Consider the following 20,962-nt stretch of genomic DNA (forward strand, 5'->3'; position numbering starts at 1 on the left):
ATAACATGAGGCACCCACATGACAAAATCACTGCAAGACAAGGTCATCATCGTCACCGGCGCAGGCCGCGGCATCGGACGGGAGATCGCGCTGCTCTGCGCGGCGGAAGGCGCCAAGGTCGTCGTCAACGATCCCGGTGTCGCTGCCGACGGTGCCGGCTCGAGCGCTTCTCCCGCCGAGGAAGTCGTCGAGGAGATCAAGAAGCGCGGCGGCGCGGCGGTTGCCAATTTCGAGTCGGTGGCGGAAGCGATTCCCGCCAGCAAGATCGTGAAGACCGCGACCGATCATTTCGGCCGGCTCGACGGCGTCGTCAACAATGCCGGCATTTTGCGCGACATGATCTTCCACAAGATGAGCGTGGAAGCGTTCGAGGCCGTCATCAAGGTGCATTTGATGGGCTCGTTCTACGTCAGCCACGCCGCGGCGCGGATTTTCCGTGAGCAGGAGAGCGGCTCCTTCGTGCACTTCACCTCCACCTCGGGCCTGATCGGCAACTTTGGCCAGGCCAACTACGCCGCCGCCAAGCTCGGCATCGTCGGCCTGTCGAAGTCGATCGCGCTCGACATGGGCCGCTTCAACGTCCGCTCCAACTGCGTCTCGCCGTTCGCCTGGACCCGCATGATCGGCACCATCCCGACCGAGACCGAAGCCGAGAAGGCACGCGTCGAGAAGATCAAGCAGATGGGCCCGGAGAAGATCGCGCCGGTCTGCGCCTATCTGCTGTCCGATGCCGCCAAGGACGTCAGCGGGCAGATTTTCGGCGCGCGCATGAACGAGCTGTTCCTGTTCAGCCAGAACCGCCCGCTGCGCTCGGTGCATCGCAGCGAAGGCTGGACGCCGCAATCGATCGCGGAACACGGCATGCCGGCGCTGAAGGGCTCGTTCTACAAGCTCGACCGCTCCGCCGATATCTTCCCCTGGGATCCCGTGTAAGGATCCGTCCAGCCGCATTTCCGGCATCCCTGCCCTGCGATCTCTGGTTGTCTCGATCAGAGATCGCCCCGGTTTACGCCCGATTGCAGGCGGATGCTGTCCTCCCAACAAAACTTTGGGAGGAAACCATGACAAGAATACTGACCAACTCCGACGATACGACTGCAAGCGAGCGTGGCGGTCTCGGCCGCCGTACTCTTCTCAAGGGCGCGGCCACGGTGGCCGCAACCGCCCTGCTCGCCTCGCGCGCTGACGCCCGCGAGTTCGGCGCCAATGCCGAGCCGCAGCGCTATCCCGACCCCGACATCATTGCCATCGACCCCAAGCGCTTCAGGGCCAAGGTCGGCAACACCGCGATCAAGCGGCTCTATACCGGCTGCCTGTGGGCGGAGGGACCGGCGTGGAATGCGCAGGGCCAATATCTCGTCTGGAGCGATATCCCGGCCAACCGGCAGCTGCGCTATCTCGACGACGACGGGCACATCTCCGAGCAGTTCCACAAGCCGTCGAACGAGGCCAACGGCAACTCGTTCGACACCGAGGGCCGCCAGATCAGCGCCGAGCGCACCCGCCTCGTCCGCTACGAGCATGACGGTTCGGTGACGACGCTGGCCGAGCAGGCTGGCGGCAAGCCGCTCAACGGGCCCAACGACATGGTCGTGCATCCCAACGACAAGGCGATCTGGTTCACCGATCCCGGTTATGGCGCGATCAGCATCTACGAGGGCAAGCTTGCCAATACCGGCTCGTTGCAGCCGTATCAGAAAGAAGCGGTCTATCGTCTCGACACGCAGACCGGACAGGTTGCGAAGGTCGCCGACGAGCCGTTCAAGCCGAACGGCATCGCATTCTCTCACGACTACAAGAAGCTGTATGTCTGCGACACCGGCATCACGCATTATCCGCAAGCCGAGAACGTGGTGTGGTCCTACGACATCGACGGGCCGAAGCTGTCGAACCCGAAGCGGCTGATCGACATGAAGCTCGACGGCAAGTCGGGCTTCCCCGACGGCCTGCGGGTCGACACCGAGGGCAACATCTGGGTCGGCGCCGGCTGGGTCGGTCCGGGCTATGACGGCGTGCAGGTGTTCGCACCGAACGACGGCGCGCGCATCGGACAGATCCTGCTGCCCGAGACCTGTGCCAATGTCTGCTTCGGCGGCAGGAAGAGGAACCGCCTGTTCATGACCGCGAGCCAGTCGCTCTATGCGGTCTATGTGGAGACACAGGGGGCGCATTTCTGTTGATGTGTGCGCCGTCATTCCGGGGCGGCTCGCAGAGCCGAACTATGGTGCGCAATTGCGCACCTGAGAATCTCGAGGTTCCGGGTTCGCCCCTCGGGCGCCCCGGAACGACGGCTGAGGTTAGCCCGTATTCCTCAGCCCCGCAGAGATACCGTTGATGGTGAGCTGAATCCCGCGCAGCACCTGCTCGTCCGGGTTCTGCGCGCGGTGCTCCCTCAGCAGCTCGACCTGCACGTGGTTGAGCGGGTCGAGATAGGGGAAGCGGTGGCGCACGGAGCGTTCGAGCAGCGGGTTGCCTTGCAGCAGCCGGTCCTGGCCCATGATGTCGAGCAGCGTCTCGATGCAGGAATGCCATTCGCGGCGGATGCGGCCGAAGATTTTTTCGCGCAACGCCTCATCTGGTACGAGCTCGGCATAACGCGAGGCGATCGCGATCGAGCTTTTCGCCAGCACCATGTCCATGTTCGACAACAGCATGCGGAAGAACGGCCATTCCTTGTAGAGCTCTTTGAGGAACGGCATGCCCTGTTGCGGATGCTCGGCGATCCATTGCTCGACCGCGGTGCCAAAGCCGTACCAGCCCGGCAGCATCAGGCGGCATTGCGCCCAGGAGAACACCCAGGGAATGGCGCGAAGGTCTTCGATCGCGCGGGTCTTCTTGCGCGAGGCCGGGCGGCTGCCGATGTTGAGCGTCGCGATCTCGTTGATGACGGTCGAGGCCCAGAAGTAATCGACGAAACCGTCGGTCTCGTAGACGAGGCCGCGATAGGCCTTGAAGGCGAGACTTGAGAGTTCGTCCATTGCAGTGAGGTATTCGCGGCGCGGCGCGCTCTGGCGCGGATGCAGCAGGCTCGCCTCCAGCGTCGCGGCGGCGAGGATCTCCAGATTGTTGCGGCCGACTTCGGCGTTGGAATATTTCGACGAGATGATCTCGCCCTGCTCGGTGATGCGGATCTGACCGTTCACGGCGCCGCCGGGCTGCGCGATGATCGCGTCGTAGCTCGGCCCGCCGCCGCGGCCGACCGAGCCGCCGCGGCCGTGGAACAGGCGCAGGCGCACGTGATGCCGCTCGAACACGTCGACGAGATTGATCTCGGCCTTGTAGAGCTCCCAGCCCGAGGTGACGAAGCCGCCATCCTTGTTGCTGTCGGAATAGCCGAGCATGACCTCCTGCACGCTGCCGCGGCTGTCGACCAGGCGGCGGTAATCGTGCAGCGACAGCATGCGGTCCATGATGCCGGAGGACGCCTGCAAATCCTCAATGGTCTCGAACAGCGGCACGATGTTGATCGCGCTGCGCCCGGAGGGATGGACGAGGCCCACCTCCTTGAGCAGCACGGCGACCTCGAGCATGTCGGACATGCCCTTGCACATCGAGATGATGCATTGGGGGATCGCGTCCGAGCCGAACTTCGCATGCGCCTCCGCGGCGGCGTGAAAGACGTTGAGCTCGCCCATGGTCTCGTCGCTGTACTTGACGAACGGCGACACCAGCGCACGCGTGCTGCGGAGTTCGTTGGTGAGCAACGAAATGCGCGCGTCCTCGCCGAGCGCGAGATAGGACATGCCGGGGTTGGCGGCATCCATCAGTTCGGCGATGGTGCGCTCGTGCACGGCCGAGTTCTGGCGGATGTCGAGCCGCGCCAGATGGAAGCCGAAGCAGTCCACCGCGCGGCGCAACAGCCGCAACCGGCCGCGGGCGATGACGCGGGCGTTGTTGGAAATCAGCGAGCGGTGCAGCACGTCGAGATCGGCTTGCAACTCCTTGACGCTCTCGTAAGGCCTGCCCTTGCCGACCGGCCGGCGCGTGATCTCGACCTCGAGCGCTTCAGCCGTCGCCGTCAGGCGCGCATAGATGCCGGAGACCGCGAGGCGATACGGCTCGCCGCTCCGGTGCGGCGACGTATCGGGTGAGCGCTCCGCCAGCGTGCGCAGCTCCTCCGAGACGTCGGCGAGATGGGCCGCGATCGACAGCTCGGAGCCGAGCACGTGCAGCTCGTTCAGGTAGAACTGCATCACCCGGCTCGACTGCAGCCGCAACGTGCCGCGCATCACGTCGGCAGTGACGAAGGGATTGCCGTCGCGGTCGCCGCCGATCCAGCTGCCCATGCGCAGGAACGAGGCGAGCTCGCCGGCCGCCTGCTCGCCTTCCTCCTCCAGCCGGTCTTCCAGCACGTTGACCAGCCGCGGCACCTCGCGCAGGAACGTGTAGTCGTAGAAGGACAGGCCGTTGGCGACCTCGTCGAGCACGGTGAGCTTGGTCCGGCGCAGCAGATTGGTCTGCCACAGCGTCAGCACTTCGCGGCGAAGCTGCTCGTCGCTGGCGGCGGCCTCGTCCTCGGTCAGCGCGACGCGCTCGCGGCGGTCGAGCAGGCTAGCGACCTCCATCTCTCGGTCCATGGTGCTCTTGCGGCGGACCTCGGTCGGGTGCGCGGTCAGCACCGGGCTGACGAGCGCGGTCTTGAAGAAGTTGCGCAAGGCGTCAGGGCCGATGCCCGCGGCCTTGGCATGCGCCAGCGTGTCCGCCAGCACGCCGGAGCCGCCGTTCTTGGCTGCGGTGCGGGCGCGCATCTGGCGGATGTTGTTCTGGTCCTCGGCGATGTTGGCGAGGTGGGAGAAATAGCTGAAGGCGCGGACGATCCGCACCGTCTCGGAGGTCGACATGCTGTCGAGGATCTGCTCGAGCTCGCGTCGGGCGAGCCGGTCCTCGTCGCGGTGGAACCGGATCGAGGTCTGGCGGATGCGCTCGACCAGGTCGAACAAGTCGGCGCCCTCCTGGTCGCGCACCGTGTCGCCCAGGATGCGTCCGAGCAGGCGAATGTCGTCCCGCAGCCGGGCGTCCGCCTCCAGCGCCTGGACGTCCTCCGGGCGGTTGGGGCGGGAATCGGCGGCATCGGATGGTAATGTCTGGAGGGACATGGCTCGCTCCCCTGGTTCGAGCTCGCTTGACTGCCCGGCTCAGCCGAGTGTGCGATATTTTTCCGCCGCAGTGCAAGACGAACTTGGGGGCGGCGCACACTTGGGGTGTTACTTGGGACCGGGACTGCCGCTAGGCCGGCACAATCACCTTGCCGATCGGCCACAGCGCGATGCCCGCGAGCTTCAGGTGTGCCCAGGCGAAGGGAATGCCGATGATGGTGATCGCGAGCACCAACGCGGTCACGAGGTGGCCGAGCGCCAGCCACCAGCCGGCCAGCACGAACCAGATGATATTGCCGATCACGCCGAGCGGGCCGGTGCCGATATCCTCGACACCCGTGACCTCGTAGCGGCTGACCGCTTTCGAGCCAAACGGCAGCAGCGTGTAGACGGCGATGTTGAACGCCGCCCGCGCCCAGGGCAGGCCGATGATGGTGACGGCCATGATGACCGCGGCGACCAGCCAGCCGAACGCCATCCAGGCGCCGCCAATGAGGATCCAGAGCAGGTTGAGCAGGATGGAAACGGGGGCCATGGGACGATCCGTGGTCGTTGACGCATCTCTATAGCACGCCTTCCGCGGTCATAGTCCACGACGCCGGCCGCGTTCGGCACGCAACAACGTGCCGACGAATCCAACATCCTCGATCCCGCGCGAAATCTCCTTCGAACAGAGCCAAAGCGTCACCGCAGCGGCGCCAATCGCGGCCAGCCCCGAAATGAGAACAGGATTGGGGCAGAATATGACGAGAAGATTATCGAGCGGAACGGAGCCAGTTGGCCAGCGTGGGCTGCAGGTAGATGCCAAAGCCCCACCGGAAAGCATCACGGCCGCAGCGTTCGCTCCGGCCAGAACCGTCACGACGATCGCGAGGCCTTTCTTCATGGCGAGGATGAGATCAACCATCTTCACGACGGCACAACATGCGGCCACGACGACGAGGGCCGGGCTCCATCCGGCGCCCCCGGCGGCGATCGCCTGAGCCTGGCCGCTCCAGGCCCACAGTGCGGCAACGCAGGCAAGCAGGGTGAGATTGACCTTTACCGCTTCCGGAAACTTGCACCGAAGCACATGGATATTCGCCTTCTCGATGAGGTCCAGCAATGCGCAGGCGATCAAGCCAGCTGCAAAACCACCAAGATGGACACCCCAGTCAATCCGTGAATTGCCGAACGCAAACGCGATGTTCAATCCGATGTTGATCGCGAAGAAATCGAACCCGACATCGAGCTTGCCGAGAATCCACAGGCAAAGCAGCGCGCCCAGAATGCCCGACGTGGCGCCGGACGCGCCGACCGTCAAATAGGGCGTGGAATGAATGCCATTGCCGATGACGGCGCCGAACACCATCGCGCAGAGGTAGATGATGAGGAAATAGGCCGGTCCCACCCGCCGCTCGAGATGCCCGCCCCACAGCACCAGACACAACATGTTCATCGTGAGGTGGACGAAATTGACGTGCAGGAAGCCGTAGGCGAGCAGTCGCCAATACTCATGCCGCGCGATTGCGGTCGTGTACATGCCACCGTAGCGATACAGCAACTCCGCCGGCGCCGACGGACCGCCCGCCTGGATGAAGCAAAACCCCGACGTGAGGACCGTCACCGTCATCAGCGCGTAGACGGCCGCATGAGGGACTTCGAAGAAGCTGGCGCGGAATGAGGGCATAGGTGATCGCAAGCGGCTGGAGCGGGACCGCCAATCTAGCCGAGCCGATCCATAATTGCCACTCCTGCGTGTGCCAGCCGACCTGGCCTACCGCCCCTCGAACTTCGGCTCGCGCTTCTCCATGAAGGCCTTCATGCCCTCGGCCATGTCCTGGGTTTTGAACAATGGCAGGAGTTGGAGATAGACGTGGTGGACGTGGTCGGAGAAGTTCTCGTTGAGGCCCATCCGCATCATGCGCTTGGAGGCTTGCACCGCGAGCGGCGCGTTGGCGGCGATTTCGCAGGCAATCGCAGTGGCGCGGCTCATCAAGTCGGCGTCCGGCACGACCTCGTTGGCAAGGCCCCAGTCCAGGCACTCGCGTGCGCTCAGCGTGCGGCCGGTGAAAATCAGCTCGGAGGCCTTGGCCCAACCGAGCATGCGTGGCAGCAGCCAGGTGCCGCCGGATTCCGGCACCACGCCGCGCTTGACGAAGGCTGCGGCGAGTTTTGCGGATTCCGCCATGATGCGGATGTCGCAGCCGAGCGCGGTGTCCATGCCGTAGCCGGCGGCGCCGCCGTTGACGGCACAGATGGTCGGCTTGTCCATCGCCTGCAAGACCGTCGGCGGTGTGTTGCGCAGGTTGATCGTGGTCGGAGAGGACGCCGCGCTCAGGCCATTGCCGTCGCGCTCCTTGCGCAGGTCGAGACCCGCGCAGAATGCCCGCCCCTTGCCGGTGAGGATCACGACGCGGACGTTCTTGTCCTCATTGGCCTCGGTCAAGAGCCGCGCCAGATCGTTCAGCATCGGCCCGGAGATCGTGTTCATGCGCTCCGGCGCATTCAGCGTGATGGTCGCGATGTGATCAGCGACCTCGTAGAGGACTTCTTTGGTGGCGTCACTCATGACGAATGTTTCCCCGTCCTGTGTCTCGTAGGGTGGGCAAAGGCGCGTTTGCGCCGTGCCCACCATCAGCAACTTCGATTGTCATGGTGGGCACGCTTCGCTTTGCCCACCCTACGCATTCTTCAGATCTTCCGCCCCGCCTGCTCCCAATAGGGATCGCGCAGGCGGCGCTTGAATATCTTGCCGGAGTCTTCGCGCGGCAGCCCGCTGCGGATCTCGATGTGCTTGGGCACCTTGTAGTCGGCGAGCGAGGTCTTCAGCCGCGCGCGGACATCCGCGGCATCGAGCGTGATGCCGGCTTGCGGCTCGACCACCGCCATCAATGCCTCGCCGAATTCGGCGTCGGGGATACCGAACACCGCGCAATCATGCACGCCGGGCACGGCGTGCAGCACGGACTCGATCTCGGCCGGATAGATGTTGACGCCGCCCGAGATCACCATGTCGCGCTTGCGATCGCAGATGAAGACGTAGCCGTCTTCGTCGATGTAGCCGACGTCGCCGGAGGTGATGAAGCCGTCACGGTCGATCTCGGCGCGCTTCTCCGGCTTGTTGTGATAGGTGAAGTCGGCCATCTCCGCCATGCGGGAATAGATCTCGCCGATCTCACCCACACCCAGCACGCGGCCGTCCTCGCCGAGGAAGCGCAGCTCGGCGCCGGGAGAAATCTTGCCGACGGTGCCGGGCTTCTTGAGCGCGTCCTCGGAGGTCGCAAAGGTGACGGCGCTGGATTCGGTCGAGCCGTAGAATTCGTAGATCACCGGCCCCCACCAGTCGATCATGGCGCGCTTGACGTCGGCCGGGCAAGGCGCTGCCGCGTGGATGATATGGCGCAGCGAGGAGACATCGTACTTCTTGCGCACCTGTTCCGGCAGCTTCATCAGGCGGATGAACATGGTCGGCACCATGAAGACGGTGTCGATCCTGTAGCGTTCGATCAGCTCCAAAAACTCTTCCGCCTCGAAGCGCGGCATCAGCACCAGCGCGCCGCCGAGTTTTCCCGCGCGGATGCCGAACGAGTTCGGCGCGGAATGATAGAGCGGGCCCGGCAGGATCGCGCGGGCGCCCGGCTTCAGACCATAGATCATCGCGCGCATGCGCTCGCCGGCGGCCTGCTGCTCCGGCGTCGGCGCATTGCGCCGCACGCCCTTGGGATGGCCGGTCGTGCCTGACGTATAGATCATGCTCATCGGCTGCGGCACGATTGGGCCGTCATAAGGCTGATGCTGCGCGAGCCAGGATTCGAAATCGATCGCGAAGTCCGGCGTCGCCAGATGATCCGGATCGATCTTGTAACTGGACAGGATCTCCGGCGGCGTCGGCACGCTGAGCACGGCGACGCCTTTCGGGATCGCGTCGCGCAGGGCGTGCAGCATGTCGGCATGCCCGATCAGGACGGATGTGCCGGTGTCGTTGAGGATGTAGTTGATCTCCTCTGGCTTGAAGTGCCAGTTGATCGGCACGCCATAGGCACCCAGCCGCATCGCGGCGTAGGCGGCCTCCAGGAAGGCGATGTCGTTGCGCATCAGCATGCAGACGCAATCGCCCGGGCGGACGCCGAGCTTGCTGAGGCCGTTCGCGATGCGGTCGGCGCGATTGGCGACCTCGGCGTGGGAACGGCGGCGGTCGCCGGAGGCGATGCCGAGAAATTGGGACGTTTCGCTCATTGTTGTTTTTCTTTGTTGTGGTTAGTGGCCGTCATTCCGGGGCGATGCGCAGCATCGAACCCGGAATCTCGAGGTTCCGGGTCTGGTCCTTCGGACCATCCCGGAACGACAGAGAACTAATCCGCAAACTTCGGCGCACGCTTCTCCAAATTGGCGCGCACCGCCTCGGTCTGGTTCGCACTACCGATCAGCTTCTGCTGCTCGACGGACTCGGCCAGCAGCGCCGGGCCCGGATCGACCGAGAGATTGTTGAGCAGGCGCTTGGCGGCGCGGATCGCATCGGGGCTCTTGCCGGCGATCTCGCGCGCGACGTCGAGGGCTGCGGCGCGCGGGTCGTCGCAGATGCGCGTGGCGAGGCCATAAGTCAGCGCCTCCTGCGCGGAGAAGATGCGCCCGGTGTAAGTGAGATCGCGCAGGATGTCGTCGCGCACGAGACTGGCCAGGATCGGCGTGCCCGCCATATCAGGCACGAGGCCCCATTTGATCTCCATCACCGACATCCGCGCATCGGGGGAGAGGAAGCGCATGTCGGCGCCGAGCGAGAGCTGGAAGCCGCCACCGAAGGCAACGCCGTGCACGGCCGCGATTACGGGAACAGGAAGCTGGCGCCATCCCCATACCGCCTGTTGCGGAAAGTTCGCCTGGCCATGCGTGCGCTTGGTGAGATCGCGATTTTCGCCACCCGGAATTCCGTTGCCGCCCTTTTCCTTCATGGCGGCAAAACGCCCCATGTCGAGACCGGCGCAGAAAGCGCGGCCCTCGCCGGAGAGCACGACGACGCGCACGCCTTTTTCCTTCGAAAGCCGTTCGGTGGCGGCAACCAGCGCCTCGAACATGGCCTGATCGAGCGCGTTCATCTTGTCCGCGCGCACCAGGCGCACGTCGGCGACGCCTTCCGAGATCGAGATCGAGACGCGCTCTTCCATGGATGAATTCTCCCCTGTTCTTGTTCAGTGCCGCTTTACAGGAAGCCGGCGGCCGGATTTAGTCAATCGATCAATTAACCGACAATCCCTACGGGGGAAACACCCATGTTCAAGGAAAATCTTCTGGCCGGCCGGCGCATCCTCGTGACCGGCGGCGGCACCGGGCTCGGCAAGTCGATGGCGGCGCGCTTCCTCCAGCTTGGAGCCGAAGTGCACATCTGCGGCCGACGCAAGATCGTGTGCGACGAGACCGCGACCGAATTGATGGATCTTTATGGCGGACGCGTCACCAGCCACGGCGTCGACATCCGCAACGCGCTCGCGGTCGAGGAGATGATCGAAAACATCTTTCGCGAAGCGCCCCTCACCGATCTCATCAACAACGCCGCCGGCAATTTCATCTCGCGCACCGAAGAGCTGTCGCCGCGCGGCTTCGACGCCGTCGCCAACATCGTCATGCACGGCACGTTCTACGTGACGCATGCGGTCGGCAAGCGCTGGATCGCCTTGAAGCAGCCCGGCAACGTCGTCTCGATCACCACGACCTGGGTGCGCAACGGCTCGCCCTATGTGGTGCCGTCGGCGATGAGCAAGTCGGCGATCCACGCCATGACGATGTCGCTTGCGACCGAATGGGGCCGATACGGCATCCGCCTCAACACGATCGCGCCCGGCGAGATCCCGACCGAAGGCATGAGCAAGCGCATCAAGCCGGGCGACGAGGCCGGCGCGCGCACCAAGGCGATGAACCCGATGGGCCGTGTCGGCACCATGGAGGAGTTGCAGAACGTCGCCGTGTTCCTGATCTCCGGCGGTTGCGACTGGATCTCCGGCGAGACCATCGCTATGGACGGCGCCCAGGCGCTCGCGATGGGCGGCAATTTCTACCAGCTCCGCGACTGGAGCGACGACGACTGGAAGACCGCGCGCGAGAGCATCATGGCCCAGAACGAGAAGGATCGGGCGAAGCGGGGGTAGTCGCTCTCTCCGTAGTCGTCCTGGCGAAAGCCAGGACCCACTACCACCGAATATCGTTTGGCGAAGATTGGTCATGACCGGTCTTCGCCAAATTGCGTTTTACGGCTATGGGTCCTGGCTTTCGCCAGGACGACGGCGGGGCTCCCCCATCTTGTCTTCACTCGCGGATGACGCCACACTCGGCGGCATAAGAACAAGATATCACGGGAGGAACATGTCCACACAGCCATTGGCGAATCTCGCCGACATGGTGCGCAAGCGCGCGACGAGTCGCGGCAATGCCACCGCCTACGAGTTCGAGGGCCGCGTCACCAGCTTCGTCGCGTTCGACATCAAGACCAACAAGGTCGCCAACGCGCTTCTGGCGATGGGCGTGAAGAAGGGCGAGCGCATCGCCTATCTCGGCAAGAACAGCGACTTCTATTTCGAGCTGCTGATGGGCGCGATGAAGGCCGGCGTGGTGATGGCGCCGGTGAACTGGCGGCTTGCCGGACCCGAGGTCGCCTTCATCGTTTCGGATTGCAAGGCGCCGGTGCTGTTCGTCGGGCCGGAGTTCATCACACTGGTCCGCCAGATCAAGGACCGGTTGCCTGGCGTCCGCACGATCATCACCACCGAAGGCGGCGCGCCGGAATGGCAGGATTTTACGGCCTGGCGCGATGCGCAGAGCAGCGACGATCCGAAGGTACCGATCGATACGAAAGACATCGCGATCCAGCTCTACACGTCAGGCACCACGGGCAAGCCGAAGGGCGCGATGCTGAGCCACGCGAACTTCCTCAACCTGGTGCAGACAGGCAACGCCGCAGACAAGCCGGAGTGGAACCGGTGGTCGACCGACGACGTGTCGCTGGTCGCGATGCCGATCTTCCACATCGGCGGCTCGGGCTGGGGCGTGATGGGTCTCTATCACGGCGCCCGCGGCGTGATCGCACGCGAGTTCGATCCGACCAAGGTGCTGGATTTCTTCGAGCAGTCGGGCATCACGAAGCTCTTCATGGTGCCGGCAGCGATGCAGTTCGTGGTGCGGCAGCCGCGCGCGAAGACAGTCGATTTCTCCAGGCTGAAATACATGCTGTACGGCGCCTCGCCGATTCCGGCAGCGCTGCTGAAGGAGTGCATCGAGGTCTTCAAATGCGGCTTCGTGCAGATGTACGGCATGACCGAGACGACAGGCACCATCGTCGCGCTGCCGCCGGAGGATCACGTCGAGGGGCTAGAGCGGATGCGCTCGGCCGGCAAGGCGCTCCCCGGTGTCGAGATCGCCATTCTGGATGCGGACGGCAAGCCGCTGCCGCCGCGCCAAGTCGGCGAGATCGCGACGCGCTCGGGCTCCAACATGGCGGGCTACTGGAATTTGCCGGAGGCAACCGCGGCGACGCTGCGCGGCGACGGCTGGCTGCGCACCGGCGATGCCGGCTACATGGACGAGGACGGCTATCTCTACATCCACGACCGCATCAAGGACATGATCATCTCCGGCGGCGAGAACATCTATCCCGCGGAGGTCGAAAGCGCGCTGTGCGATCATCCTGATGTCGCCGAAGCCGCCGTGATCGGCGTGCCCGACGACAAATGGGGCGAAGCGGTGAAGGCGGTGGTGGTGATGAAGCCCGGCAAGCAGGCGACCGCCACCGACATCATCAACTTCACCCGCGAGCGCCTTGCCGGGTTCAAGACGCCGAAGAGCGTGGAGTTTTTGCCGTCGCTGCCGAGGAATCCGTCAGGCAAGATTTTGCGGCGGGAGTTGCGCGAGCCGTATTGGGCGGGGAAGGATCGAAGGGTGAATTAGCCCTGCTCTATCCCCATCGTCGTCCCGGGGCGCGCGTAGCGCGAGCCCGGGACCCATAACCACAGGGAGCGATTTGACGAAGACTCGGAGTTGCCAGCTTGCCTCAAACTTCTCCCTGTGGTTATGGGTCCCCGCCTTCGCGGGGACGACTCGCGGAGGGAGATGTCGCACACCACGACCTCTTCCGCAGTGCGCCTCCTAATGCTTCCCCGGTCCCATATATCCGAACAGGAACCCCGCCACCTTGCGCATCTGAATCTCCTCGCTGCCTTCCGTGATCCGGTAACGGCGATGGTGCCGATAGATGTGCTCGAAGGGCTTGTGGCGTGAATAGCCCATGCCGCCGTGGACCTGCATGGCGCGGTCGGCGGATTCGCAGCAGAGGCGGTTTGCCCAGTAGTTGCACATCGAGACGCGGTCGGAGAGCGTGCGCTCGATCTGCTCCTCGGTGAGCTTATCCATCTCCCAGGCGGTCTTGCGGATCAGAAGGCGCAGCATCTCGGCTTGCGTCGCGAGCTCGACCAGCGGGAACTGGATCGCCTGGTTCTCGGCGAGCGCCTTGCCGAATGGTTTTCGCTCGCGCGCATATTTGACGCTTTCATTGATGCAATAGACGGCGGCGCCCAGCGAGCTCGCCGCCTGACGGATGCGGTTCTGGTGCACGAAGCACTGCGCCAGCGACAGGCCGCGGCCGACCTCGCCGAACAGCGCATCCTCGGGCACGAACACGTCGGTGAAGCTGACGCGGGGATGATCGGTCGGCATGTTGAAGGTCCACATGTACTCCTCGACCTTGACGCCGTGGCTCTTGGCCGGCACCAGGAAGCAGGTGATGCCGCGCGCATCGCCGTCATTGCCCGAGGTGCGTGCGAACAGCGCGCAATGCGTGGCGACGTGCATGCCCGTCGTCCACATCTTCTCGCCGTTGATGATCCAGCCCTTGACGTTGTCGCGGGTCGCCGGCACCGCACGCGTTTCCATGTGGGTGGCGTCCGAGCCGTGATGCGGCTCGGTGAGGCCAAAGGTGATGCGGTACTTGCCCTTGATCGAGCCGTCGATCATCGCCTTCTGGTCGTCGCGGCCGTAGCGGTCGAGCATGGTGACAACAGGGAAATTGCCGACGATGGAATGCTCGTTCTGAAGGTCGTTGTGCAGGCCAAGGCCCTTGGCGGCAAAATGCTCGCGGATCACCGCCATCCAGAGGTTGGAGCCGTCCTTGCCGCCATACTGCTTCGGCACCGGGAAGCGCAGGTGCCCGGCGGCGTCCGCGAGATCCTTGGCCTTGCGCAGCAGCGCCTCCCATTCGTGCCGCGGCAGGCCGCCGTTCTCGAAATCGGTGCGCGCCCATTCGCGACGATGATCGAAGAAGCGGATGTTGTCGTCGGCCGCTTCCAGCGGCTTGATCTCGCGTTCGATGAAACGGTCGAGCTCTCCGAGATAGGCGACGAGATCTGTTGGCAATGAGAAATCCACGGCTCTCTCCCGGATGATTTTTTCGTTTTGCGTTAAGGCGCTAAGCACGCTTTTGCTTCGCACGATTAAGGTGAGAAGAGCGCGCGCAAGTCAAGCAAGCCGAGGCGTGCCGGCTGCGCAAGGCGCATTGCGCAATTCGATGGTGCCCCGGCGCTTGTGCACGCTAGTATGACGGCAATATTCCTTCAGGAGAAAAAGCGGGAGCGAGCGATGGAGCTGAAATTTTCCAAGGTGGAACGCAAGGGACCGATCACGATCGTCACGCTGTCGCGGCCCGAGGTCTACAATGCGCTGCACACCGACGCGCATTTCGAGCTCCAGAAGGTGTTCGACGATTTCTCGGCCGATGCCGAGCAATGGGTCGCGATCGTCACGGGCGCCGGCGACAAGGCGTTCTGCGCCGGCAACGACCTGAAGTGGCAGGCGGCCGGCGGCAAACGCGGCTGGGACAAGGGCGGTTTTGCCGGCCTCACCTCCCGCTTCGACTGCGACAAGCCGATCATTGCCGCCGTCAACGGCGTTGCGATGGGCGGTGGCTTCGAGATCGCGCTGGCCTGCGACCTGATCATCGCCGCGGAGAACGCGACCTTCGCCTTGCCCGAGCCGCGCGTGGGCCTTGCCGCCCTCGCCGGCGGCCTGCACCGGCTGCCGCGCCAGATCGGCCTGAAGCGCGCCATGGGCATGATCCTCACCGCGCGCCATGTCAGCGCCAAGGAGGGTCACGAGCTCGGCTTCGTCAACGAGGTGGTGCCGCAGGGCGAGGCGCTGACGGCGGCGCTACGCTGGGCGGAGATGATCACCAAGAACTCACCGATGTCGATCCGGGCTTCAAAGCAGGCGATCCAGAAGGGGCTTGGCGTCTCGCTGGAGCAGGCGATCGAGGAGCAGCGCGAATATCCGGCGGTGAAGGCGATGGTGGCCTCGCAGGACTACATCGAGGGCCCGAAGGCGTTTTCGGAGAAGCGGCCGCCGAAATGGGTGGGGAAGTAATCCCTCCTGTCATTCCGGGGCGCGCCGTCAGGCGCGAGCCCGGAATCCATCGGGCCACGGCGACCGCGGATAAATGGATTCCGGGCTCGTCGCTTCGCGACGCCCCGGAATGACGAGGAGAGTGTGGCGCACCACTGCATCAACGCCGTCATTGCGAGCGCAGCGAAGCAATCCAGACTGCCTCCGCGGGGACACTCTGGATTGCTTCGTCGCAAGGGCTCCTCGCAATGACGGAGGATGTAGCGCCGCCTACCCGCCACGCCCCAGCTCGCGCTTATACGATGCGTAGTTCGGCTGATCCACCGCGAGCTTATCCATCGTGGTCACCCACAGATGCTCGGCGAGGCCCGGCGTTGCGAGGTCGAGCTCGCCCCTGGCGATACGCTCGGCCAGCACGCGGTTGAGGTCCGTCACCGAGCCGTCAATGCCGAGCAGTGCACGCAGCCGCTCCACCTCTTTCGCATCGCCCCCCTCCTCCTGCGTCAGCTGCCGCGTGACGAGGTCGAGGATGTTGATGGCGACGCGCAGCTTGAACGCCTGGTGGCCGGAGATCAGCGGTGCGATGTCGCTGCGGAGGAAATCGGCGACTGACTTGGTCAGCTCGACCGGTGTCGGTTCGTCCTGCATGTGTCAACTCCCGCGCGGCGCCAAGAGCCGCAACAGATCGATCTCGGTCTCGGAGGCGCGACGCCCGATCATGGCGCGCTCCATGGAATGGTCCGGTCCCTCGCGGAACCGCTGCATCATGCCGCCGCACATGATGCCCCAGCGCAGCGTGCCCATCACTTCCCAGAATTTTACGCGCGCGGGATCGACTTTTCGGCCTGCCGCTTCGTAACCCGCGAACAATTCCTCGCGAGTGCCAAAACCGCCGACGGGCTTGTCGATCTCGCCGAACCGCCAAGAGTTAACGCAGACCCAGCCAAGATCCTCCATGGGATCGCCGAGATGGGCGAGCTCCCAGTCGAGCACGGCGCGGACCCCGTCGGGGCCGATGATGAGATTGCCGTTGCGGAAATCGCCATGCACCAGCGTCTCCTCGGCCGAGGGGCCGGGATCGTGGTCGCGCAGCCAGCGCAGCGCCAGCTCGAACACGGGCTTGGGCCAGTTCAGGCTGCGATAGTCGCGCTCGAATTCGCCGATCTCCTGGGTCGCGCCGCGACTGCGCAGCTCCGGCAGCTTGTCCAAAGGCAGCCTGTGCAGGCCCGCGAGAACGCCGCCGATTTGCCGCGCGAGAAGCGGCCGCGCGGCCGCATACTCTTCATCGCGAAGAATCTTGCGCGCGATGGTCTCGCCCTCGACCCGCTGCATAATGAAGCCGGTGCCGAGATCGTCCTCGGCCGTCAAGACATGCATCACGCGCGGCGACGGCACGCCGGCTTCATAGGCGAGCTGCATCAATTGCGCTTCAGCGCCGAGCCCCGCCGCGCGCGTCGGAGCCGCGCCATAACCCTTCGGCGAGCGGCGCAGGATCGCACCGATCGGCCCGTCGGGATGCACGATGTCGAAGCGCCAGGTTTCCTGGCTGGCACCGCCGGACAGCTTGGCCGCGCCGGTGACGCCGGTCGCCCCCTCGCACCAGCGCGTGACGCTGCGGGAGAGTTGCGCTTCGATCATTTGCCCTTGAACTGCGCGGGGCGCTTCTCCAGGAACGCGCCGACGCCCTCGCGAAAATCCTGGGTGTCGCCGGCGCGGAGCTGGCACTGGAATTCGAGGTTGAGCTGATCCTCGAAAGAATTTTCCGGGCTGTCCCAATAGAGCTTGCGGATCAGCGACAACGCCACCGTCGGGCCGCTGGCAAGCTCGCGCGCCAGCTTCATCGCCTCCTCCATCAGCACGCCGTCATCGTAGACGCGATTGACTAGGCCCCATTCCAGCGCCTTCTCGGCCGGGAGCCGCTCGCCCATCAGCGACAGCTCGATCGAGCGGGCCCGACCAATGAGCCGCGGCAGCAGCCAGGTCGACCCGCAATCCGGCACGAGGCCGATGCGGCGGAACGCCTGCAGGAAGTAGGACGAGCGCGCACACAGGATCATGTCGCCAAGCAGCGCGAAGCTCATGCCGGCACCCGCCGCCGGCCCATTGACCGCGGTGACGATCGGGCAGTGCAGATTGCGGATGCGGCGCAGGAACGGGTGAAAGCCGGTCTCCAGCGTCAGGCCGGCCTTGGTCTTCTTCGACTGGTTGTTGCGGCCCTGAAGATTAGCGCCGGTACAGAACGCCCGCCCCGCGCCGGTCAACACGACGCAGCGCACCTCGTCTTTCTTCTCTTCGATCGCATCGAGCGCCTCGGCAAGGCCACCCAGCATGTCCACGGAGACCGCGTTCATCACCTCCTGATGGTCGAGCTTGAGGATCGCGACCGAACCATCGAAGTCGAGCGTGACGTGTTTGAACTGCATGGTTTCCTCGTCAGTTGCGGCCTGCGTCAGTTTCGCAGACCGGAATTACTTTTGCCGGGGCGCATATTTGATTTTTGGCGCGGTCTTGTCCATGGTGATCGGAGCATAGCAAGCAATCTTGCGCGCAGCGGCTGATGCGCGTCATGCCAGAAAGTCTTGCCAAAAACGGGAAACGCGCCATGAACCTTTTCGACCTCTCCGGCCGTGTCGCCGTGATCACCGGCGGCAATGGCGGCATCGGGCTCGGCATCGCGCAGGCACTGGCCGGCCAGGGCTGCAACGTTTCGATCTGGGGCCGCAATCCTGACAAGAACAGAAGCGCTGCCGCGAGCCTGGCGGGACTTGCCGGCAAGGTGGATACCCGCGTCTGCGACGTCACCGATCCGGCATCGGTCAATGCCGCGATGAAGGCCACGCTCGACACCTTCGGCCGGGTCGACGGCTGCTTCGCCAATGCCGGCATCGGCGGCGGCGGCCGGCGCTCCTTCATCGAGCGCACCGAAGAGGAATGGCGCACGATGTTTTCGACCAATCTCGACGGCGTGTTCCACGCGTTCCAGGCGGCCGCCAGACACATGACCGACCGCGCCAATGCCGGCGATCCCTTCGGCCGGCTGGTCGCGACCTCGAGCCTCGCCTCGATCTTCGGCACCGCGCGCAACGAGCACTATGCCGCGACCAAGGCTGCCATCAACGCGCTGGTGCGCGCGCTCGGCGTCGAGCTGGCACGCCACGGCGTCACTGCGAATGCGATCCTGCCCGGCTGGATCAAGAGCGACATGACCGCCGGCCTCATGGCCAACGACAAGTTCGTCGCCAATGTGATGCCGCGCATTCCGCAGCGTCGCTTCGGCGAGGCCAGCGATTTCGGCGGCATCGCGGTGTATCTGATGAGCAGGGCGTCGTCGTATCATACGGCCGATACGTTCGTGATCGACGGCGGCTATACCGCGTTTTGACATCTCGTAGGTGGGCAAAGGCGCTCTTGCGCCGTGCCCACCAGAAATACTTTCGAAGGCCGTGGGCACGCTGCGCTTTGCCCACCCTACGGCTTCTCGTTTTGTGAGCGCAGAGGGGACAGGGCGAATGTTTTCACACATCATGATCGGCACCAACGACCTCGACAAGGCGAAGGCCTTCTACGACCAGCTGCTCAGCACGCTCGAGGTGCGGCCTGCACGGGTCGACGGCCATCGCATCTTCTACATCACCAAGACCGGCGTGTTCTCGGTGACGAAGCCGATCAACGGCGAGCCCGCGACCTGCGCGAACGGCGGCACCATCGGCTTTGCCGCCAACTCGCCTGAGCAGGTCGACAGGTGGCACGCGGCCGGCGTCGCCGCCGGCGGAACGCCGATCGAGAATCCGCCCGGCATCCGCGAGGGCGCGGGGAACAAGCTTTATCTCGCCTACTTGCGCGATCTCGACGGCAACAAGATCTGCGCGATGCACCGGATGCCGAACTGATTGCTCCAGGACGCTGTCATTCCCCGCGAAGGCGGGGAATCCAGTACGCCGCGGCTTCTCCGTGAGTCGCTGACGTCACGGAGTACTGGATCGCCCGGTCAAGCCGGGCGATGACAACCGTGAGTGCGGCCCGCGCCTGCCACCTCACTCCATTCAAACAACATTTCAAACGCCCTCGCGATATTCCATCGCGTGGCATGGCTCGCGCGAAAAATGCGCGCTCGCACTTTGGCCACGCTGCGACTATTCTCGCGTTCAGCACGAACTCAGCGCCCCCGGGAGGAACAATGACAAAACACACCTACATTCCCCGCACCACCAACTACACGCTCAATCCGGGCGACGAGCTCAACGACCTCCGCATGTCGGACCAGGTTCGCCCGCTCTACGATCACGTCAGGAAGTTCATCCGCGACACCGTCGAGCCGATGTCGATCGAGTTCGCCAAGGCTGGCGAGAGCAAGGAAGACCGCTGGAGTTTTACGCCGAAGCAGCTCGAAGTACTCGAGGTCGCCAAGAACAAGGCCAAGAAGGAAGGCCTCTGGAACTTCTTCCTGCCCGATGACGAGACCGGCCAGGGCCTGAAGAATCTCGACTATGCCTATATCGCCTCCGAGCTCGGCAAGAGCCCGCTGGCCTCCGAGACGATGAACTGCTCGGCGCCCGACACCGGCAACATGGAGGTGCTGGAGCGCGTCGGCACCAAGGAGCAGAAGGAGAAGTGGCTGAAGCCGCTGCTCAACGGCGAGATCCGCTCGGCCTATGTCATGACCGAGCCGAACGTCGCCTCCTCCGACGCCAAGAACATCTCGACGACGGCCAAGCTCGTCGGCGACGAATGGGTCATCAACGGCGAGAAGTATTACATCTCCGGCCTAGGGGATCCCCGCTGCAAGATCCTCATCGTGATGGTGAAGACCAATCCGGATGCGGCGCCGAGCAAGCAGCAGTCGCAGATCCTGGTGCCGCGCGACACGCCCGGCGTCGAGGTGCTCGGACCCATGTACGTGTTCGGCCAGGACCACGCCCCGCGCGGCCACATGCACATGCGCTTCAACAATGTGCGCGTGCCGAAGGAGAACATGCTGCTCGGCGAAGGCCGCGGCTTCGAGATCTCGCAGCTCCGCCTCGGCCCGGGGCGCATCCATCACTGCATGCGCACCATCGGCAAGGCCGAGAAGGCGCTCGATCTGATGGTGCAGCGCGGCCTGACCCGCGAAGCCTTCGGCAAGAAGATCGCCCATCTCGGCGGCAACATGCAGATCATCGCGCAGGCGCGCTGCGAGATCGAGGCGATGCGGCTGATGGTGTTGAAGGCGGCGAAGGCCATGGACGTGCTCGGTAACAAGGAAGCCCGCGTCTGGGTCTCCATGGTGAAGGCCATGGTGCCAGAGCGCGCCTGCAAGATCATCGACCAGGCCATCCAGATGCACGGCGCCACCGGCATCTCGCACTGGACCCCGCTCGCCGAGATGTACCAGGACGTGCGCCACCTGCGCTTTGCCGACGGTCCGGACGAGGTGCACTGGATGGTCGTCGGCCGGCACGAGCTGAGCATGGCCTGAACTCTATCCGTCCCTCTCTCCGTACTTGCGGGGAGAGTCCCGTAGGGTGGGCAAA

18 protein-coding genes are annotated in these 20,962 nt (G+C 64.4%); 8 read left to right on the top strand and 10 right to left on the bottom strand.

Annotated elements, in window-relative coordinates:
• Window positions 1-18: 18 nt before the first annotated feature.
• Both EI171_RS33235 and EI171_RS33240 read left to right on the top strand, forming a co-directional pair.
• Window positions 19-933, top strand: coding sequence for an SDR family oxidoreductase (locus tag EI171_RS33235; protein ID WP_011085741.1), 915 nt, complete (start codon window positions 19-21; stop codon window positions 931-933).
• Window positions 934-1,061: 128 nt separating this feature from the next.
• A complete protein-coding gene (locus EI171_RS33240) occupies window positions 1,062-2,180 on the top strand; it encodes an SMP-30/gluconolactonase/LRE family protein (RefSeq protein ID WP_161535829.1) in 1,119 nt (372 codons plus the stop codon).
• Between the two features lie 117 nt (window positions 2,181-2,297).
• Here the strand turns inward: EI171_RS33240 and ppc are convergent, their stop codons facing one another.
• The 6 genes from ppc to EI171_RS33270 form a co-directional block, all read right to left on the bottom strand.
• Entirely contained in the window at window positions 2,298-5,096 is a 2,799-nt protein-coding gene (gene ppc, locus EI171_RS33245) for a phosphoenolpyruvate carboxylase (RefSeq protein WP_161535830.1), read from the bottom strand.
• A gap of 130 nt (window positions 5,097-5,226) precedes the next feature.
• Window positions 5,227-5,631, bottom strand: a complete 405-nt coding sequence (locus tag EI171_RS33250) for a YccF domain-containing protein (protein ID WP_161535831.1) — start codon at window positions 5,629-5,631, stop codon at window positions 5,227-5,229.
• A gap of 48 nt (window positions 5,632-5,679) precedes the next feature.
• Window positions 5,680-6,765 carry a rhomboid family intramembrane serine protease gene (locus tag EI171_RS33255; protein WP_161535832.1) on the bottom strand — a complete coding sequence of 362 codons (1,086 nt, stop codon included), beginning with the start codon at window positions 6,763-6,765 and terminating at the stop codon, window positions 5,680-5,682.
• A gap of 87 nt (window positions 6,766-6,852) precedes the next feature.
• Window positions 6,853-7,647, bottom strand: a complete 795-nt coding sequence (locus EI171_RS33260; protein WP_161535833.1) for an enoyl-CoA hydratase/isomerase family protein — start codon at window positions 7,645-7,647, stop codon at window positions 6,853-6,855.
• Window positions 7,648-7,769: 122 nt separating this feature from the next.
• The gene (locus tag EI171_RS33265; RefSeq protein WP_161535834.1) at window positions 7,770-9,314 is read right to left on the bottom strand and encodes an acyl-CoA synthetase; all 1,545 of its coding nucleotides are present in this window, start codon (window positions 9,312-9,314) and stop codon (window positions 7,770-7,772) included.
• 116 nt (window positions 9,315-9,430) lie between these two features.
• The gene (locus tag EI171_RS33270; RefSeq protein WP_161535835.1) at window positions 9,431-10,240 is read right to left on the bottom strand and encodes a crotonase/enoyl-CoA hydratase family protein; all 810 of its coding nucleotides are present in this window, start codon (window positions 10,238-10,240) and stop codon (window positions 9,431-9,433) included.
• Between the two features lie 105 nt (window positions 10,241-10,345).
• On the opposite strand from EI171_RS33270, the gene EI171_RS33275 reads away from it, so the two are divergent.
• Both EI171_RS33275 and EI171_RS33280 read left to right on the top strand, forming a co-directional pair.
• Window positions 10,346-11,218: an SDR family oxidoreductase gene (locus tag EI171_RS33275; protein WP_161535836.1), complete on the top strand. Its 873-nt coding sequence runs from the start codon at window positions 10,346-10,348 to the stop codon at window positions 11,216-11,218.
• Window positions 11,219-11,432: 214 nt separating this feature from the next.
• Complete coding sequence (locus tag EI171_RS33280) at window positions 11,433-13,010, top strand: fatty acid--CoA ligase (RefSeq protein WP_161535837.1); 1,578 nt, start codon at window positions 11,433-11,435, stop codon at window positions 13,008-13,010.
• A 198-nt stretch (window positions 13,011-13,208) separates the two neighbouring features.
• On the opposite strand, the gene EI171_RS33285 is transcribed toward EI171_RS33280, so the two are convergent.
• Entirely contained in the window at window positions 13,209-14,483 is a 1,275-nt protein-coding gene (locus EI171_RS33285; protein WP_161535838.1) for an acyl-CoA dehydrogenase family protein, read from the bottom strand.
• Window positions 14,484-14,693: 210 nt separating this feature from the next.
• Here EI171_RS33285 and EI171_RS33290 point away from each other — a divergent pair, with 210 nt between their 5' ends.
• On the top strand, window positions 14,694-15,473 hold the full coding sequence (locus EI171_RS33290; protein WP_063921431.1) for an enoyl-CoA hydratase-related protein: 780 nt from the start codon (window positions 14,694-14,696) through the stop codon (window positions 15,471-15,473).
• Between the two features lie 249 nt (window positions 15,474-15,722).
• Here EI171_RS33290 and EI171_RS33295 read toward each other — a convergent pair whose 3' ends face one another.
• From EI171_RS33295 to EI171_RS33305, 3 genes are read right to left on the bottom strand one after another with little or no spacing between them, the layout of a single operon-like run.
• Window positions 15,723-16,100 (bottom strand): DUF6285 domain-containing protein, encoded by a 378-nt coding sequence (locus EI171_RS33295; protein WP_161535839.1) that lies wholly within the window; start codon window positions 16,098-16,100, stop codon window positions 15,723-15,725.
• A gap of 3 nt (window positions 16,101-16,103) precedes the next feature.
• Window positions 16,104-17,090 (bottom strand): phosphotransferase family protein, encoded by a 987-nt coding sequence (locus tag EI171_RS33300; protein ID WP_161535840.1) that lies wholly within the window; start codon window positions 17,088-17,090, stop codon window positions 16,104-16,106.
• Window positions 17,087-17,875: an enoyl-CoA hydratase/isomerase gene (locus EI171_RS33305; RefSeq protein WP_011085727.1), complete on the bottom strand. Its 789-nt coding sequence runs from the start codon at window positions 17,873-17,875 to the stop codon at window positions 17,087-17,089. The genes EI171_RS33300 and EI171_RS33305 overlap by 4 nt, the downstream gene beginning before the upstream one ends.
• Window positions 17,876-18,054: 179 nt before the next feature.
• Here EI171_RS33305 and EI171_RS33310 point away from each other — a divergent pair, with 179 nt between their 5' ends.
• From EI171_RS33310 to EI171_RS33320, 3 genes are all read left to right on the top strand, one after another.
• On the top strand, window positions 18,055-18,834 hold the full coding sequence (locus EI171_RS33310; protein WP_060911103.1) for an SDR family NAD(P)-dependent oxidoreductase: 780 nt from the start codon (window positions 18,055-18,057) through the stop codon (window positions 18,832-18,834).
• A gap of 127 nt (window positions 18,835-18,961) precedes the next feature.
• On the top strand, window positions 18,962-19,342 hold the full coding sequence (locus EI171_RS33315; RefSeq protein ID WP_028172377.1) for a VOC family protein: 381 nt from the start codon (window positions 18,962-18,964) through the stop codon (window positions 19,340-19,342).
• A gap of 287 nt (window positions 19,343-19,629) precedes the next feature.
• The gene (locus EI171_RS33320) at window positions 19,630-20,907 is read left to right on the top strand and encodes an acyl-CoA dehydrogenase family protein (protein WP_028172378.1); all 1,278 of its coding nucleotides are present in this window, start codon (window positions 19,630-19,632) and stop codon (window positions 20,905-20,907) included.
• Window positions 20,908-20,962 lie beyond the last annotated feature (55 nt).

The sequence above is a fragment of the Bradyrhizobium sp. LCT2 genome, assembly GCF_009931255.1.
GTDB classification, from domain to species: Bacteria; Pseudomonadota; Alphaproteobacteria; order Rhizobiales; family Xanthobacteraceae; genus Bradyrhizobium; species Bradyrhizobium diazoefficiens.

Bases quoted from the DNA above. Each gene is read 5' to 3' on its own strand.
- EI171_RS33240 (WP_161535829.1), top strand. From the start codon at position 1,062: ATGACAAGAATACTGACCAACTCCGACGATACGACTGCAAGCGAGCGT.
- EI171_RS33260 (WP_161535833.1), bottom strand. From the start codon at position 7,647: ATGAGTGACGCCACCAAAGAAGTCCTCTACGAGGTCGCTGATCACATC.
- EI171_RS33280 (WP_161535837.1), top strand. From the start codon at position 11,433: ATGTCCACACAGCCATTGGCGAATCTCGCCGACATGGTGCGCAAGCGC.
- EI171_RS33290 (WP_063921431.1), top strand. From the start codon at position 14,694: ATGGAGCTGAAATTTTCCAAGGTGGAACGCAAGGGACCGATCACGATC.
- EI171_RS33235 (WP_011085741.1), top strand. From the start codon at position 19: ATGACAAAATCACTGCAAGACAAGGTCATCATCGTCACCGGCGCAGGC.
- EI171_RS33255 (WP_161535832.1), bottom strand. From the start codon at position 6,765: ATGCCCTCATTCCGCGCCAGCTTCTTCGAAGTCCCTCATGCGGCCGTC.
- EI171_RS33270 (WP_161535835.1), bottom strand. From the start codon at position 10,240: ATGGAAGAGCGCGTCTCGATCTCGATCTCGGAAGGCGTCGCCGACGTG.
- EI171_RS33315 (WP_028172377.1), top strand. From the start codon at position 18,962: ATGTTTTCACACATCATGATCGGCACCAACGACCTCGACAAGGCGAAG.
- ppc (WP_161535830.1), bottom strand. From the start codon at position 5,096: ATGTCCCTCCAGACATTACCATCCGATGCCGCCGATTCCCGCCCCAAC.
- EI171_RS33305 (WP_011085727.1), bottom strand. From the start codon at position 17,875: ATGCAGTTCAAACACGTCACGCTCGACTTCGATGGTTCGGTCGCGATC.
- EI171_RS33250 (WP_161535831.1), bottom strand. From the start codon at position 5,631: ATGGCCCCCGTTTCCATCCTGCTCAACCTGCTCTGGATCCTCATTGGC.
- EI171_RS33300 (WP_161535840.1), bottom strand. From the start codon at position 17,090: ATGATCGAAGCGCAACTCTCCCGCAGCGTCACGCGCTGGTGCGAGGGG.
- EI171_RS33265 (WP_161535834.1), bottom strand. From the start codon at position 9,314: ATGAGCGAAACGTCCCAATTTCTCGGCATCGCCTCCGGCGACCGCCGC.
- EI171_RS33295 (WP_161535839.1), bottom strand. From the start codon at position 16,100: ATGCAGGACGAACCGACACCGGTCGAGCTGACCAAGTCAGTCGCCGAT.
- EI171_RS33275 (WP_161535836.1), top strand. From the start codon at position 10,346: ATGTTCAAGGAAAATCTTCTGGCCGGCCGGCGCATCCTCGTGACCGGC.
- EI171_RS33320 (WP_028172378.1), top strand. From the start codon at position 19,630: ATGACAAAACACACCTACATTCCCCGCACCACCAACTACACGCTCAAT.
- EI171_RS33310 (WP_060911103.1), top strand. From the start codon at position 18,055: ATGAACCTTTTCGACCTCTCCGGCCGTGTCGCCGTGATCACCGGCGGC.